This is a genomic window from Megasphaera massiliensis, from assembly GCF_000455225.1.
Classification (GTDB): Bacteria; Bacillota; Negativicutes; order Veillonellales; family Megasphaeraceae; genus Megasphaera; species Megasphaera massiliensis.
The window spans coordinates 28,642-42,146 of sequence record NZ_HF954532.1; the positions used below are offsets into that span (position 1 = coordinate 28,642).

26 protein-coding genes are annotated in these 13,505 nt (G+C 42.5%); 5 read left to right on the plus strand and 21 right to left on the minus strand.

Annotated features, from left to right (window positions below):
• Window positions 1-9: 9 nt before the first annotated feature.
• The 19 genes from TX77_RS14285 to TX77_RS00265 all read right to left on the minus strand — a co-directional run bounded on the left by TX77_RS14285 (window position 10) and on the right by TX77_RS00265 (window position 9,958).
• Window positions 10-345 carry an HNH endonuclease gene (locus TX77_RS14285; protein ID WP_044502814.1) on the minus strand — a complete coding sequence of 112 codons (336 nt, stop codon included), beginning with the start codon at window positions 343-345 and terminating at the stop codon, window positions 10-12.
• Between the two features lie 393 nt (window positions 346-738).
• Complete coding sequence (locus TX77_RS00180; protein WP_195891148.1) at window positions 739-1,098, minus strand: DUF1492 domain-containing protein; 360 nt, start codon at window positions 1,096-1,098, stop codon at window positions 739-741.
• A 68-nt stretch (window positions 1,099-1,166) separates the two neighbouring features.
• The gene (locus TX77_RS00185) at window positions 1,167-1,538 is read right to left on the minus strand and encodes a hypothetical protein (RefSeq protein ID WP_044502816.1); all 372 of its coding nucleotides are present in this window, start codon (window positions 1,536-1,538) and stop codon (window positions 1,167-1,169) included.
• Complete coding sequence (locus TX77_RS00190) at window positions 1,531-1,761, minus strand: hypothetical protein (protein WP_044502817.1); 231 nt, start codon at window positions 1,759-1,761, stop codon at window positions 1,531-1,533. Before TX77_RS00190 ends, TX77_RS00185 begins: the two co-directional genes overlap by 8 nt.
• Complete coding sequence (locus TX77_RS00195; protein WP_044502818.1) at window positions 1,758-2,051, minus strand: hypothetical protein; 294 nt, start codon at window positions 2,049-2,051, stop codon at window positions 1,758-1,760. Before TX77_RS00195 ends, TX77_RS00190 begins: the two co-directional genes overlap by 4 nt.
• A gap of 15 nt (window positions 2,052-2,066) precedes the next feature.
• On the minus strand, window positions 2,067-2,249 hold the full coding sequence (locus TX77_RS13500; protein WP_154651830.1) for a hypothetical protein: 183 nt from the start codon (window positions 2,247-2,249) through the stop codon (window positions 2,067-2,069).
• Window positions 2,246-2,878 carry a hypothetical protein gene (locus TX77_RS13950; protein ID WP_049917242.1) on the minus strand — a complete coding sequence of 211 codons (633 nt, stop codon included), beginning with the start codon at window positions 2,876-2,878 and terminating at the stop codon, window positions 2,246-2,248. Before TX77_RS13950 ends, TX77_RS13500 begins: the two co-directional genes overlap by 4 nt.
• A gap of 1 nt (window position 2,879) precedes the next feature.
• Complete coding sequence (locus tag TX77_RS00205; RefSeq protein WP_044502819.1) at window positions 2,880-3,245, minus strand: hypothetical protein; 366 nt, start codon at window positions 3,243-3,245, stop codon at window positions 2,880-2,882.
• A gap of 143 nt (window positions 3,246-3,388) precedes the next feature.
• On the minus strand, window positions 3,389-3,643 hold the full coding sequence (locus TX77_RS00210) for a RusA family crossover junction endodeoxyribonuclease (RefSeq protein ID WP_230197975.1): 255 nt from the start codon (window positions 3,641-3,643) through the stop codon (window positions 3,389-3,391).
• 46 nt (window positions 3,644-3,689) lie between these two features.
• Window positions 3,690-4,565: a rolling circle replication-associated protein gene (locus tag TX77_RS00215; protein WP_071822265.1), complete on the minus strand. Its 876-nt coding sequence runs from the start codon at window positions 4,563-4,565 to the stop codon at window positions 3,690-3,692.
• A gap of 355 nt (window positions 4,566-4,920) precedes the next feature.
• Entirely contained in the window at window positions 4,921-5,772 is an 852-nt protein-coding gene (locus TX77_RS12850; RefSeq protein WP_049917245.1) for a DUF3102 domain-containing protein, read from the minus strand.
• A complete protein-coding gene (locus TX77_RS00225; protein WP_044502821.1) occupies window positions 5,769-7,502 on the minus strand; it encodes a PcfJ domain-containing protein in 1,734 nt (577 codons plus the stop codon). Before TX77_RS00225 ends, TX77_RS12850 begins: the two co-directional genes overlap by 4 nt.
• 13 nt (window positions 7,503-7,515) lie before the next feature.
• Window positions 7,516-7,863 carry a hypothetical protein gene (locus TX77_RS00230; RefSeq protein WP_044502822.1) on the minus strand — a complete coding sequence of 116 codons (348 nt, stop codon included), beginning with the start codon at window positions 7,861-7,863 and terminating at the stop codon, window positions 7,516-7,518.
• A gap of 85 nt (window positions 7,864-7,948) precedes the next feature.
• Window positions 7,949-8,299 (minus strand): hypothetical protein, encoded by a 351-nt coding sequence (locus TX77_RS00235; RefSeq protein ID WP_044502823.1) that lies wholly within the window; start codon window positions 8,297-8,299, stop codon window positions 7,949-7,951.
• A 5-nt stretch (window positions 8,300-8,304) separates the two neighbouring features.
• Entirely contained in the window at window positions 8,305-8,562 is a 258-nt protein-coding gene (locus TX77_RS00240; RefSeq protein ID WP_049917247.1) for a LysM peptidoglycan-binding domain-containing protein, read from the minus strand.
• Window positions 8,559-8,750, minus strand: coding sequence for a hypothetical protein (locus tag TX77_RS00245; protein ID WP_044502824.1), 192 nt, complete (start codon window positions 8,748-8,750; stop codon window positions 8,559-8,561). Before TX77_RS00245 ends, TX77_RS00240 begins: the two co-directional genes overlap by 4 nt.
• A gap of 312 nt (window positions 8,751-9,062) precedes the next feature.
• Complete coding sequence (locus tag TX77_RS00255) at window positions 9,063-9,368, minus strand: hypothetical protein (protein WP_044502826.1); 306 nt, start codon at window positions 9,366-9,368, stop codon at window positions 9,063-9,065.
• Between the two features lie 145 nt (window positions 9,369-9,513).
• Window positions 9,514-9,711 (minus strand): hypothetical protein, encoded by a 198-nt coding sequence (locus tag TX77_RS00260; RefSeq protein WP_044502827.1) that lies wholly within the window; start codon window positions 9,709-9,711, stop codon window positions 9,514-9,516.
• A complete protein-coding gene (locus TX77_RS00265; protein ID WP_044502828.1) occupies window positions 9,701-9,958 on the minus strand; it encodes a hypothetical protein in 258 nt (85 codons plus the stop codon). The genes TX77_RS00260 and TX77_RS00265 overlap by 11 nt, the downstream gene beginning before the upstream one ends.
• Window positions 9,959-10,026: 68 nt before the next feature.
• Here TX77_RS00265 and TX77_RS00270 point away from each other — a divergent pair, with 68 nt between their 5' ends.
• Window positions 10,027-10,350: a YjcQ family protein gene (locus tag TX77_RS00270; RefSeq protein WP_044502829.1), complete on the plus strand. Its 324-nt coding sequence runs from the start codon at window positions 10,027-10,029 to the stop codon at window positions 10,348-10,350.
• On the opposite strand, the gene TX77_RS00275 is transcribed toward TX77_RS00270, so the two are convergent.
• Both TX77_RS00275 and TX77_RS00280 read right to left on the minus strand, forming a co-directional pair.
• Window positions 10,325-10,549, minus strand: coding sequence for a hypothetical protein (locus TX77_RS00275; RefSeq protein ID WP_044502830.1), 225 nt, complete (start codon window positions 10,547-10,549; stop codon window positions 10,325-10,327). The genes TX77_RS00270 and TX77_RS00275 overlap by 26 nt on opposite strands.
• A 30-nt stretch (window positions 10,550-10,579) precedes the next feature.
• Window positions 10,580-10,822: a helix-turn-helix transcriptional regulator gene (locus TX77_RS00280; RefSeq protein ID WP_044502831.1), complete on the minus strand. Its 243-nt coding sequence runs from the start codon at window positions 10,820-10,822 to the stop codon at window positions 10,580-10,582.
• Between the two features lie 175 nt (window positions 10,823-10,997).
• Here TX77_RS00280 and TX77_RS12855 point away from each other — a divergent pair, with 175 nt between their 5' ends.
• The 4 genes from TX77_RS12855 to TX77_RS00305 all read left to right on the plus strand — a co-directional run bounded on the left by TX77_RS12855 (window position 10,998) and on the right by TX77_RS00305 (window position 13,431).
• On the plus strand, window positions 10,998-11,483 hold the full coding sequence (locus tag TX77_RS12855) for a helix-turn-helix domain-containing protein (RefSeq protein ID WP_049917249.1): 486 nt from the start codon (window positions 10,998-11,000) through the stop codon (window positions 11,481-11,483).
• A 78-nt stretch (window positions 11,484-11,561) separates the two neighbouring features.
• Window positions 11,562-11,939 carry a helix-turn-helix domain-containing protein gene (locus tag TX77_RS00295; RefSeq protein WP_044502832.1) on the plus strand — a complete coding sequence of 126 codons (378 nt, stop codon included), beginning with the start codon at window positions 11,562-11,564 and terminating at the stop codon, window positions 11,937-11,939.
• On the plus strand, window positions 11,940-12,203 hold the full coding sequence (locus tag TX77_RS00300; RefSeq protein WP_044502833.1) for a hypothetical protein: 264 nt from the start codon (window positions 11,940-11,942) through the stop codon (window positions 12,201-12,203).
• A 139-nt stretch (window positions 12,204-12,342) separates the two neighbouring features.
• The gene (locus tag TX77_RS00305) at window positions 12,343-13,431 is read left to right on the plus strand and encodes a site-specific integrase (RefSeq protein WP_418294418.1); all 1,089 of its coding nucleotides are present in this window, start codon (window positions 12,343-12,345) and stop codon (window positions 13,429-13,431) included.
• The last annotated feature ends 74 nt before the right edge of the window (window positions 13,432-13,505 follow it).

The following is a 13,505-nucleotide window of genomic DNA, read 5'->3' on the forward strand; positions in this document are numbered from 1 at the left end:
AAATAAATGTCAATGTGGGGGGAGTGCATCATCAATCCCGATAAGATTGCCATCCTCGTCGAAGGTCATCCGCCGCCCTGCCCCCGACGGAGCGTGAGTAGTGTTGTGACATTCAAGGCATAGCAGCTCTAGGTTGTCCCATCCATAGGCGATGTACTCATCATCTATGTTGTCAGGTGTAAGCGGCTTCTTGTGATGGACAATGTACCTCCGCTTCTTGCCCGGCTTCGGTCGGTATTGGTTATGGCATCGTTCGCAGATGTATAATTTCGACTTGGCAAATTCCTTGGCGCACTTCCTCCATCGCGTACTATTGTAGAAATCCCTTGAAAATTCCCGGGCCATAATTTTCACCACCTATTTTGCTGATTGTCTTTCCGGCTCTTGTCGATTGTCTGACATTTCGCCGGCTTCTTTTTGGTGGCATCCTAATTTTTACAGCCCCCTTGATTTTTCCGGGCATCGTTATTTACGGCGCCGCTTCTTTCTGGCCGGCTTTACCGGCTCATGATTAATCGAGGTCCGGTGATCAATCTCCTTGCAATAATGTTGACAAGTAGTTTCCTCCGACGGCTCACACCGTATCTTGCACAATCCCTTACTGTTATGCTTGCAGTAATAGATTTTGCACATAGGCATGACCTCCTTCGTGGAATAAAAAAAGCCGTTACCAATTGGTAGCGGCTCTGTCTGAAATTCTTACACTATCATTATAGCTGGTTATTGTATACACTTCTATCAACTCTTGCCGCTATTAATAATATCCGCATACAATTCTCCAAAAGTCCGAAGAGCTTGGCCATGCAGTTTAAAAATCCCGTTCCAGCTATAATGCATTTCATCGGCTATGTCTTCCCATCTCCGGCAACGGATATACCGTGCGTACAGTACTGCCCGTTCGCGCTGATCTGGAAGTCCCATAATAAGCTCCTTTGCCTGTATTCTCATGCCAATCAATACATCCCATTCCTGATTTACTCTTTCGGCGTATTTTTCCAGCCGTATGTATTTATTGGCCGTATCTGCCTCTTTGGTGCCTGATACCTTTTCCGTCAGGCTTGATCCTTTAATGGCTAAGATATCAGCCTTGACTTCCAAGAGTTCCTGCTCCACTTGCCGGAGCAGGAATTCTTGGGTCCGAATACGATTAAGATATTCCTTTGACGTCATTCGCATTCTCCCATGTTGATCAAGTCAATAATAATCGATTTCTCGTCCTGATCCACCACATACCCCCAAGACTCGATAGTGTCCATCATAGCCATATCCACATCTTCATCCATTGTTTTTGGTATTTCTGCATAAGGTTCGCAACGAGTAACTGCCCGATAGATCTGATCTTCGATTTCTTTTTCTGAAAATTCCATCGAATTTATCTTCAGTCCATCATCAAGAGCAACAACGCTTCTAATTGTTTCATCTGTCGCTGATGGTAAGTTGTTTATAAGTTCATCCATGGCTTCATCTACCGCTTCATTTTTTGAGTTTGCTTCAATTTTCATTTCCACCATGGCCTTAACAATATACTCTTTACTCATTTTCACGCCTCCCCTGTTTATTAATTATTTCCCATAGTTCCGATACAACATACCCCCACAATTCAGAACAAAGCCCAAATTTCCATATATAACCGGACTTCATTGTTATTTTTAATTCAGCCAACCATTCATATTTGTTTGTTTCGCCTTCAACGTTTTTGATGTATTCTTTGTAGATTGGTATTCCTGCGATTACCACTATTCTTTTATCGTTATTTATCATTTTCCTTTTCCCGCAGCCTTGTTCGGAATTTCCGGAATATATGACCAATACAGGACATTGTTCCATGGCATACTCCAAGACTCTCCAAAACAGTCCGACGAGATAATCGCTAGTCCGCTTTCATTGTCTTCACAAATAATATCTCCTGTTTTGAATACTCCGATGGTAAGCAACAGTTCGCCATCTTCGTCTTTAAATGCTGCAATAATGGTTTGGCTATATTTAGATCCATTGATTTCGCTTCCAACTTGCGGCAAAAAATCTGCTTCATTCCACTTAAATTCATTCATGTTTTTTCTCCTCCTTTATAAATAGCCTCTTTCTTCTAATCCCAACATCAGATAGGCCACAAAGCTCAAAGCGCACCGCATCTCTTTCCCACCCCGCAAATACATCGCGGGGCAGGTTTTACATCCTTCTTTTTTGCACAAGTACATTCTCGTTGCAATCAGTTCTTCTATAGGATTTCTTTCTTTAGGTTCGTTCACTTTGTTTTCCCTTCCCCGAGGCGTTCAATTCGTCCAAGCATTTCGGCAACCTCGTTTTCATCCAGCCATCCGACAACATCCGGAGCAATTTTAGTATCGTAACATTGTTCTCCGTCCCTTAATATTGCCACTTCCCAAAGGCCTTGCGGTCCGCCGTAGGTATATTCTCCTCGTACAACGCTGGCACCAAAGCCATTCCCAAAGCAGAAGATATGAGTTTCATTCCCTGTTGCATTGGCAATATATGACTCGTTAGGCTTATAGCTCCCAAACATAGCTTGTTTTTCTTTTACGGCTAATTTTTCGATGACGGCTAATCCCTGGCATCCGCAAGGCTGGCCATCTGCATTCCGTACCAGCGGCCCGGGTACAAGTAAGTCATATCGGTTCGGGGCCGCTTCTGCGACCATTCTTGATACTACATAATAAGTTTCATCTTCTGGCTCCGGAAGATTTTCTACATCGCCGAAGATCTGTCTAGTAATTTCTATTTTGTCGACGTAGCCAACTACAACTTGCTGCTGATGGCACCTTGGCACCGGCAGTCCCGATACCGGAATATCCTTAATATGTTTTTCTCCGTAATACACGTTGATGCAATGCGGTGTTAAGTTAATAATTTTTTCCATGTTATTTTCCCTCCTTATCTACTTCGTACCCTGGGCAGTCACTAAATAACGTGCCAAATTGTCTGACCTCCGTGCAAAATTCACGGATAGCGCATTTATCGCAACTCATGCACTTATCACAGTACTCGATTACAATATTTATTTCCTGTCTTGCTTCTTTTTTCTCCCGCTGTCTTAATTTTTCCGTATATGCTTCAAGTACCTGGATAAGCCCTTCTCTTACAATTTTTCCGCTTGGTTGATCGTTCCCAAGATACATACTATCTCCGCATCCTATTTTTAAGGGTGCTCCTGACGTTAGCTGTCGTTTCAATCTTTCTACGATATTCAATTCGTTTAAGATATAGTTTATTTCATTTGTCTTCATTTTTTTCCTCCTATCTTCCGCCCTTATAGCGGCGCCCCGTACTCATTAACCTTCTTGCGTGCCGGCATCGGCTGCGGACCTTGACGGTCCTGATGGACCTCTGCCAGCTTCGTTTCGTAATGTAATGCCGCTTCCTTGCAAATTTACTGATTTTCATATTTTTTTAGCTCCTCTTCCGATAGTAGTGATACTTCTATTCGTGGATTGTCCTTATCAACGTCAAACGTGTCAGAAAATCCTAGTATCTCCGACCATCCATCATTTTGCAGTATTCCCATTTCCTGAAGGGCATCCAAAATGAATTTTTTGGCGAAGGCGATATTATCTTTATCCCGTCGCTTATTTTTTTCGACCCAGTGAAATTTGATGTATGCCTTATCTATTTTTTTACCGGCCAACTTGGTCATTCCCAAGCGGCACAAGTAATGAGCATCACGGCTCATCTTATTGCCGGCGCGAAAATTCGCCCGGCAGGCCCTTACGTACTCGTTTAGACTTGGAAGCGTCCAGTAAATTGTAAAATGTACCATATTTTCCCTCCCTTCTCATTTTCACTGTGATATGCCAACCGGCCTCATCGGAGTAAGCCGACTTAGCTTCAGTCAACGTATAGCCAGGATATAATTTTTCCCAGATATCCGGACAATCGGTCATCCCTGACAACTCGACCAATTTTCTACGACTAAATTTGTAGTCGTTTTTCTTTACGATCGGCTTTTCTAAATTTTTCGACGGATGCCAACGTTTCTTTCCTGTCAGCCCCTTGGTCAGATATCTGGCCAGGGCTTCTAGTCCATATTCGTCGGGCTGCAACCGGTCAACATTGACTACGCCGATCGTCGCCCCTTGCTTTTCTCCTTTTTTCCGGCGATCTCGCCACAATTCGGAAATCTCGTCCCGGTCCATCGCACCATCCATAATAATGTGATGATGTATACGAGTCGGACTTCCGTCTTCCTTCGTCCGATACTCCGTCACGATGATATATTTCAGCGGTGCTTCAATGCCTAACCGGTTCCGTCTGTTTTTGATTCTCCGGATATACTTTTTGACATTGGCTTCCGCTTCTTCGACCGTCTCTGGCATATGCGCCCTATTATAAGTTGCATGTATGCAATAATCATTTTTCCCGAAATTAGTGTTCACTAATTGTGTAAAATACCTTCTTGCATTTTTTTCGTTCTGCTTAATTTGTTTTAGGCTTGACTTTTTCCCTTTTTCTTTTCTTCCACGTTCTCTCATGTCGGCCATCTCAAATAGATCGAGTTCAAAGTATTCTTTGCCGCAGAATATTTTTTTTTCTCTGACAAATGACTTCATACTCTATCTCTCCTATCGATGGTCGATATCTTAATACCCATTACCAGCCCCCAGGGCCAGCAAACTGGCTCAAAAAAAATAATCCCTATATATACATATATTATGTGTTTTCTACTTTCTTATTTTTTAGTTGTTCTTCTAGCCGTCTTTCTCGTCTGGCGGCCAGATATTTCTGCCAGCGGTGCAGTGTGATTATCTGCCTAGGTGTTAGCCGATAATTACAGCCATACACCTCCGGCGCAAACCATCGGCATGATCCACAATGCGACCAACATATTGACTTGTCGTGCATCCAGCAATATACGTAGCTATTACTGGCCGCACCGCAGACAGGACACTTCATTTTGTTCTCCCATTAAGTAAGTTCTTCCAGCCGCTTTAATAACTTCCTAGCGGCGCCTTGGAATTTCTCCCGTTTTTCATCTTCATCCATTCCGGCAATCAGGGACAAAATTTTATTGAATGCCTCCTGAATAATGCCAAGCTGTACTTGGAATTTCTTCATGTCCGCATCATCTCCGGCAGTTTTCTTCAATTTTTCATTTTCTTCCCGCAGGCGTCGTAACTCGGCTTCTTTTTCTGGATCAATGGCCGGCATACTGGCCACTTCCAAATCCCGCTGTAGCTGCTCCGCTTCTTCCGTTTTTTCCTGAAGTCGCTTCTCTGTCTCCCGCAAGTTCCCATTCTGTAAAGCCGCTTCATCTTGTATTTTCCGGCTTTTTTCTTTTTCTTCTTTCAGTTGTTGCTTCAGGTCCTTCGCTTCATCCTCCGCAGCTTTTTGAGCTTTTATGGCCTCCTGCAGCTCTCGTGTACTCATGTTTTCCATATCGTGGTTCTCAACAAATTCTTTCCGTTCGTCCACCGTCGGCAGCGCCAAAAGCGCAACCGCCTGCGTATATGACAACTCCGCAAATACATCCATGTCGCTATCAAAAAGGGCATCCATGCCCTTATCACTATACTGATCGTATAGTTTTATAAGATTTTGGGCCGTTCTCTCGGAGTAGGCGACGTTCTTTTCCAGCCAATTTCCCCAATCTCCATGATTGACCAGGCTTTTTGCTTCGACCAGCCGGCGACCGATTTCGATGGATGCAGACAGCATCACCTTTTGCGTCTGCTTTTTTATTGTGTTGATTTCTATGGCGATGCTTTCCGCGGTTCTTACTTCCTGCACCGTTCCTTCGGTATCTATGATGTCATTCATGCTGTTTCTCCTTTCTGTCGTCTTTGCAACTTAATGCGTTCAAACAATTTGACAAATTGTTCTACATCGGACCCTTTGTCTGCATTTTTATTATCTTTTGTTCTGCATTGAATTATACGGTCATCTTTTATTTCTACGGTGAAAAATGGTACTCCCGGGCTGTCTTTTTGGCGAATAAAGAAGATGTTGGTATTTCCATGAGCATATGTATCAATATAACTGCCCACGCAGGAATGGTTTTCTGCTCCTTCCTGTATTAATTCATCGATTGAGGCTGCCGGCCGGATAAAAAATTTCTCCGTTTCAAAGTTATATTTTTCCAATTCTTTCAACCGCTTCGTTATTTTCGATTCCAGCCAATTTTTGCGCTCTTTTTCTTTCTTGGCTAATATTTCCATTTTTTTGATTTGACATAACCTACTAGCAGCCCGATGAGCTTGCATAAAATTCCTCGGCCAGGCAATCGTTTTGTCTTCGAGGTTATATCGCAATTCATGGCATTCTTTCAGATAATCAAAGTAGTCGTGTACAACGGCCTCTTTACTTATTCCGACGTATAAGTATTGTTGTTTTTCTCCGTATTTCAACAACTTTCTTACGTCGGGAAAAGGTTTTGCTTGTGCAATTCGATGATAATCATATACATACTTTCGCAGACTATCTGCTTCCGCTAATGTGTAGTTTTGTCCGTGTCGCTGAATAAGACTATATAGGCTCAAGCTTTCTGTACTAACCGCAAATACTTTCATATATTCTTTGTCAGCTTTAGTAAGTCGACAGCGTAATACGTTTTTAGGTTTGGTCGCTTGCCAATTGACGCACCATTTCGTAACGCCATCCTTAAATACTTTGTCTTCTACAATGCACCTTAGATTCATTTTCATTAGCATTTCTATTTTTCCTGGGTATTTTGCATATTCCGCAAAATATCGCAAATAATCATAGGCAGTATATCGCCAATTCGACTTTATGAATTTTTCTAATTGACAGTATTTCCATGCCTTTTTTCTTATCATTCTCATGGCACTGTTTTTATCGATGCATGGTGAATAACCTCGATTTATGTATTGATGCCATAAATCACTTATTTCTTTTTGCCGCATCCAAGGTGATCCAATTCCATCTGCTCCGACGTCATATCCATACCAATGCTCATATGGCACCACCCGGTGACTATACATACTGTACCAAGCTTGCCGTTTGTACATGACTGGCGTTTCGCCTGGCTTGAAGTAGTACATAGTGACGGTATATGTCACCGTATCACAAGTCTTGTAATCATCTTCGACAGTTCTGATTGCCATGATGCCTTTCCCCAGTATGACGTCCGGGTCTTTTTTAGAGCTTTCAAAACAAGTTACATATCGCCGCAAGGTTCTTTTTTTAATTCCCCGATGTGCCGATATAAGTTCAGACATGCATCCACAGTTTGGACATTTTCTTTTTTGCTTATCCCACCGTCGTAATGGATCTGTTTCGTTTATTCTCCACGTTTCCGGCAGGATAAATTCTTGATGGCAATGCGTGCAATGACCAATTCGGTCTTTGCCGCGGACGTTCTCTTTGTTATGTGCCTTTTTATATTCTCTTATTGCTTCCGGTCCTCGACTAACGACAATGTATTCTTCGTCAAACGCAATCTCGTTGATATATCTTAATTGTGTCGGAGTAGGTTCTATGCTCCGAAAATGGGAGGCGACCGCTTCTGCACTTAATATTCTTTTTTTCATGCTGCAGCCTCCCTCAATCGAATAAATCGTCGATGTCGATATCCGCCATCGCTTGCGGTTTTGGTGATGGTGCTTCTTGTTTTTCGGCCATGCTCATCGTCATCGGCGTAATGTCTCCGGCAAAATTGAAATAATCGTAGACGTCTGCCGGGCCACATACCCCGCATCCATTTGACTGATTTTTACTCGCTCTTTCTCTTAAAAAATCGAAGCATCCTTTCAAGGTCTTATCGGAAGTTATTCTTTCCACATCATCAGGGCATTCCTCAATATGCCGCACAACAATTTCGCAAATCATGGAAATGTATTCTTTCTTTGCTGTGTCGGCTTCTCGTTTCAATCTTGCAATAATTTCTTCCATGGTTTTCTCTCCTGCATTGTGATATAATTAACGTAGCAACTTTTTCTTTTAGGCCGCTTCTCTGTTGGCGCAGATGGCGGCCTTTTTACATGTTTGAAATAATATCTAAGATATAACCCTTCAGTCTTTTTCTTTCTCCACTTTCAGTTATTAAGGTTTGTATTCCATTCAATAGAAGCTGACATATTTGGGATTTATTCCCTTTCATGATTGTGTTGTTTATGTCGTCTTCTAATTTGTGCATTACAACTACCGCACTATCATCAGTTAATTCCGTTATCCTAATCTGTTCCATTCTAGCTTCGATATCTTGTTTTAATTTTTTTTCAGTCATAGTAAGGCTGTCTTTCTTATTATGTATCTGTAAGAGGTCTTCTCTGTATGTTACTAAGATATTGTCTTTATCTGACATGTAGAATTTTTCTTTCATATACATTTTTTTCACCTTCTTATTTTCAGTTTTTGCCCCGGATATATCGTCGCGTCGATCGCAACATCGTTATCCATCATTATCCTAGCTATTACATCTCTGATGTCTTCTTCTTCGGCATCGGCGATGGGTCTGCATATGCTCCATAGTGTTTCTCCGGCCTCAACAACATGGATTGTCGGGACCGCTTCGGCCTCTGGCCCATCGTAGTAACCTGCCGTGCCGCCGGCAGCTGCCAGAACAAGCAGCATAGCTATTAAGCGTTTCATCCTTGCACCTCCTGGCGTTCTTCCATATCATTGGCTTCGGCTGCATAGGCCTGCGCCAGGTCTTTCCTTTCGAATGTCATATTGACGTATTCACGGTTGCCGGAATGGTCCACTCGTGATATGTCCCGTATCCGATAAACCTCATAGTAGTCACCGTTGTAGGTGACTTTCCATTCACTTCTTTTCATATGATTCTCTCCTTAGATGTTGATACAGGCCGCAATCAGTGCCGTCCAAAACAGCAGGCAGGATAACAGCAGGCCGCGCCATACCCATGCGCGGAATTCGTTATCTGTCATTTTTTTCATTTTTGCACCTCACTTCCCGCATTTTTTCCTGTTGGAATTTTTCAAAATCCGCAAGATTAACTATGGTCTTGTGATTGAAAGTAACGACGCTATCCCGCCATTTCGCGCTGGCCCTCATCTCACTGATGAGCTTCAATATATGCATCAAATTAAAACAATATGCGCGGGCTATAGCCTCAGGAGTAACGTATTTCATTTTTGTACTGCCTCATAGTTGTATTTGGCTAATATTGCGGAGAATTGGTTTAGCGTTTCCCGGCATGTAGCTAGTTCCTTTTTTGTGGCTTCCAGCTCATTTTTGAGCCGCCGCCACTCGAATGGACTTTTTACCCATTCTTTTGGGTCAAGTCCTTCTAGGACTAATATGGCCTGCATGGAATAATAAATTCCCGGAAGTTTTAGCCTTTTCAATCTCCCGTCTTGTTCCATCTTCATGATGGACGGTCTGGTCAGGTCCCACCGTTCCATTAGCTCTTTCAAGGAGATAACAGTTTTCATTTTGTTCACCTCGATTTCCATAAATCCTTAATCAGTTCTCGGAACATAAGTATCATTACCATAAGTCCCATAATCATAGCCACAAATCCTAGCCCCGCAAATACCACCTGGAATATGGGTTCGGTTATACACATTGCTTGTTCTGTCATATTTCGTCCCTCTCTTTTCGATAAATTTTATATAGAATTGCACCTTCAAACAGTCCATACAAAATCGACGTAACTACAAACGCTACTATGCTTTCTACGACTGCCATCATCACGCCGAAATTGATTAACATCACCAGCCCCCAAACAATGGCATATAGTTCCTTTTTCGTTACAGCTTGTTTTTCATCGAGCATTTTTATCTCCTTTGTCTTCGCCAAAAAAAATCCGCGCCGCTTCTTCCGGCGTCATTCTCAGTGCCACTAATATTGACCGCTCGTTATTACGCCGCCAACTAAAAAGAATTTCTAATTCCAAAATTTTTAAAAAATAATCTGCTTCTCCCGGTGTTAATACCAATCCATTCTTGGCCATGGTATCGACCACTAGGCCCGCAACATCCTTCATTTCTTCATACCGTTCTGGTGTGATTGGTTCTTGCATGCTTCTCCCTCCTTTTCGGTAATTTCAACTCCTTCATGCTATAATATTCATGAGAGGAGGTGATATTTATGGATTATTCCAAGGCAATTTTCCTTATCTTAAAATCTATTGATGCCGCTTTCGAAAGCGGGTATCGAGGTAACGATATATTCGACCTCGAAAAAATCGGAATTTCTGAACGTCGGCTCCGCATCATTCTAAAAAGCTTGCATGATGACGGTTATATAGACGGAATTCATTTTATTTACGTTCTTAACGACGAGCTCCCCGGATATAAACTTGATGGCTGTCATTTAACAATCGCTGGGATGGAATACCTTGCAACCAATACCACCATGAAACGTGTCTATGCTACCTTGAAAGAAGCTAAAAGTTGGATTCCCGGTTTTTGATATGCCATTTAAATTTAAGCTCAGTTGCAAACAGTTTTAAAAAAGTTTCAGCTTCTTCTTTATTTAATGCCAGCTCATTTTCAGCCAATGTATTGATGGCTAGTTCCGACATCTTTTTTAGATATTCATATCGATTTCTTACGCTCCAAGGATTATCTTGAGCCTTGTTTTCGCAAGGCTCTTTTTTCTTGTCTTCCATAGTTCCGCCTCCCTCAATGACAGTTACAACTTAGGCACTATAATTTTTGGCGCAATTGCGAATATAACGAATAAACTCGTTTTTAGGTCCAAAAAAAATATGGTCCGCAGGTACTCCATATACCTGTGGAATCTTTCTTATGATTTCATAGGGAATTTTAGAGCTATCCGCTTCTAACTTTGCCAGTGTTTGATAGTGGATTCCAAACAATTTAGCCGCTTCAGATTGATTATATCCGGCATTTACTCTAGCTGATTCCAACATCATCTTCATAATTAGCACCTCCCTTCATGTAATATGATAAACGAGTTTATTCGTTTTGTCAACGTCTCTTTTGAGTTTATAACGTTTTTTTAATTTTTTTATTCGTTATTTTTGTTGATTTTGACGGTTTTATTCGTTATAATATAGGTATGATAATTGAGGGAGGTTCGCGGGAGGTGTTACAATGCCAAGAAATAAACTCTCTAAATTCGATAGAGAGCTTCGAGAAATAATTTCCGAAAATTTAAAAAAGTACGCTGGTCACTTAACGCAAGGCCAGTTATCTGACTTAACCGGCATCCCCGCTTCTACGTTATCCGGATACTTTTCAATGAGATCCACCCCCAATGCGGGTAATATTCAAAAAATAGCTGATGCACTGGGTTTAAATAAGTCAGACTTAGATCCTAGATTTTCTTCAGAATTTTTAAAAACCGGAGACTTAAGAGAAGTACAGACAGCTCAATATGGGCATGAAACTGCGGTATCCCACCAGCCATTGTCAGGCAATTATTATAATGATCCAAGCGTCGCAAAACTAGCAGAAGAATTAAGAATCGATCCAAATCGACGCATACTATTTGATGCTACGAAAGATTTGAGTGCGGAAGATATAGAAATTGTTTTAAATCTAATCAATGGGCTTAAATCTAAGGATAGTAAAAAGTAGTCCGTGAATATATTCTTGGTATATAATGACTTGCCTGTACGGGTTAGGGCTCTCACCACGCCGAATAAGGAGGTCATCATGGAAGTTAATGAAATTATATTCTGCCGTCGCAGAGAGCTAGGGCTAACGCTAGAAGAAATAGCTGTTAAAGTTGGCGTAAGCAAAAGTACGGTAAAAAAATGGGAAACCGGCTACATAAAAAATATGCGCTGTGATAAAATGTTGCTTCTAGCTGATGCCCTTAAAATATCTCCCTTGGACTTATTGGGAGGAAATTCAGCTAATAACGCAGATGGATATTATGATAATTCCAAAATGATTACCCGCATCGAAGCTCTTAGAACGGACCCGGCACGCCGCATCCTCTTCGATGCCACTCAAAATCTTAGTAAGGACGATGTTATTATTATCCTTAATCTAATTAACGGCCTAAAATCTAAGGAGGGTAAAAAGTAGTTGAATATAGTCCTGATATACAATGACTTGCCTGTGCGGGTCAAGGCTCTCACCACGCCGAATGATGATGGCAGCTATACGATTATCATCAATGCTCGACAATCATGGGCCGTTCAGAAGGCTGCCGTTCTCCATGAATTAGCCCACATCAGAGGTAACGACTTCTCTTCGGAAGTCCAAGCTGATATTATTGAGGCCCTTCTTCACCGAAACACACCGAAAAAAATAAATATGGATGACATCCAGTTTTTCATTGCTGGATAAAAAAATACCGCCGTCATGCTGGAACATGACGACGGTACTTCCGTAGATTGCTGGAACAATCTACGACGCTGTAAATCCGCTATGGGGGCTGATTCACGCTAACACAATTATACCATATCAGCCTCCCCAATAACAGGAGGTGTTTTTTTTGCCCAAATTTCAATATAATTTTTCTTACCGAGAGAAAGACGGGGGCTGGCAGGTCATCCTCTCGTATAAGGACTCATCCGGAAAATGGCGACAGAAGTCTAAGCAAGGTCTGCGGACAAAAAAAGCCGCGAAAGCTGCCGGCGACGACTTGCTGGAAAAGGTCGAGGGCCTGATGGCCGCCGCGCCCATCAGCGACGAGCTGGACGGCATCACCTTAAAAGAGTTCGCTGAATACGTTTTCCGCGACCGGAATCTGGCATATAACACTCTATTAATCTACCGGTACGCCATCCTTAAGTTTGGCGACTTGGTAGATAAGCCAGTCCGCGATATTACTTATCTTGATATCCGTAAGGCTATGGATCAATGGGACTACGCACTGGAGACAATACAACTTAACATTAGGTGCCTTAAATTGGTAATGCGATATGCAGTATCTCCATACCATCTCCGGACCGATAACCCGGCCCAAGAAATCAAGCCCCCCAAAAATGGCCGAAAACAGAAGATACGAGCGCTTACACGGTCCGAATTTTCGGCGCTCATGCAACACATGGCTACTCAAGACGATAAGTATTACATCCCTTGTGCTATCGCCGGGTATACGGGCCTGCGCTTCGGCGAAATTATGGGGTTGACCTGGGACGATATCGACTTCCGGAAATCAACCATCAGCGTCACTAAGCAATATGGGCGCGTTGATCGGGGGCGTGAAGATATTCGCCCGCTGAAAAACGGAGAAAAAGGACATCGCGTCGTCCCCATCCCGCCGGCACTACTTACGATATTGCGAGAATACAAGGCACGCCAGCCCTTGTCATTCTCCCGTACCTTATGGCCAAATGGCCGGCCGCACAACTGGAATGTCAATCGCCGCATCCATAGGATTCTTCCGGATGTCTCGACGCATTCCCTCCGTCATACCTACGCCACTAGGTTATTGGCCAACGGTGTAGACATTAAGACGGTGTCGGCCTTACTCGGCGATACGGTAACAACGGTTATCAACGTTTACGTGGACTATACCGACGACATGAGACGCAAGGCGGCCGAAAATATTTTGAAAATATTTGCTTAATTTTTTTTGACGAATTTTTGACGAATTTAGAAAAATCCGCATAACTAAGCCATTTACAACGCCTATTGCGATAT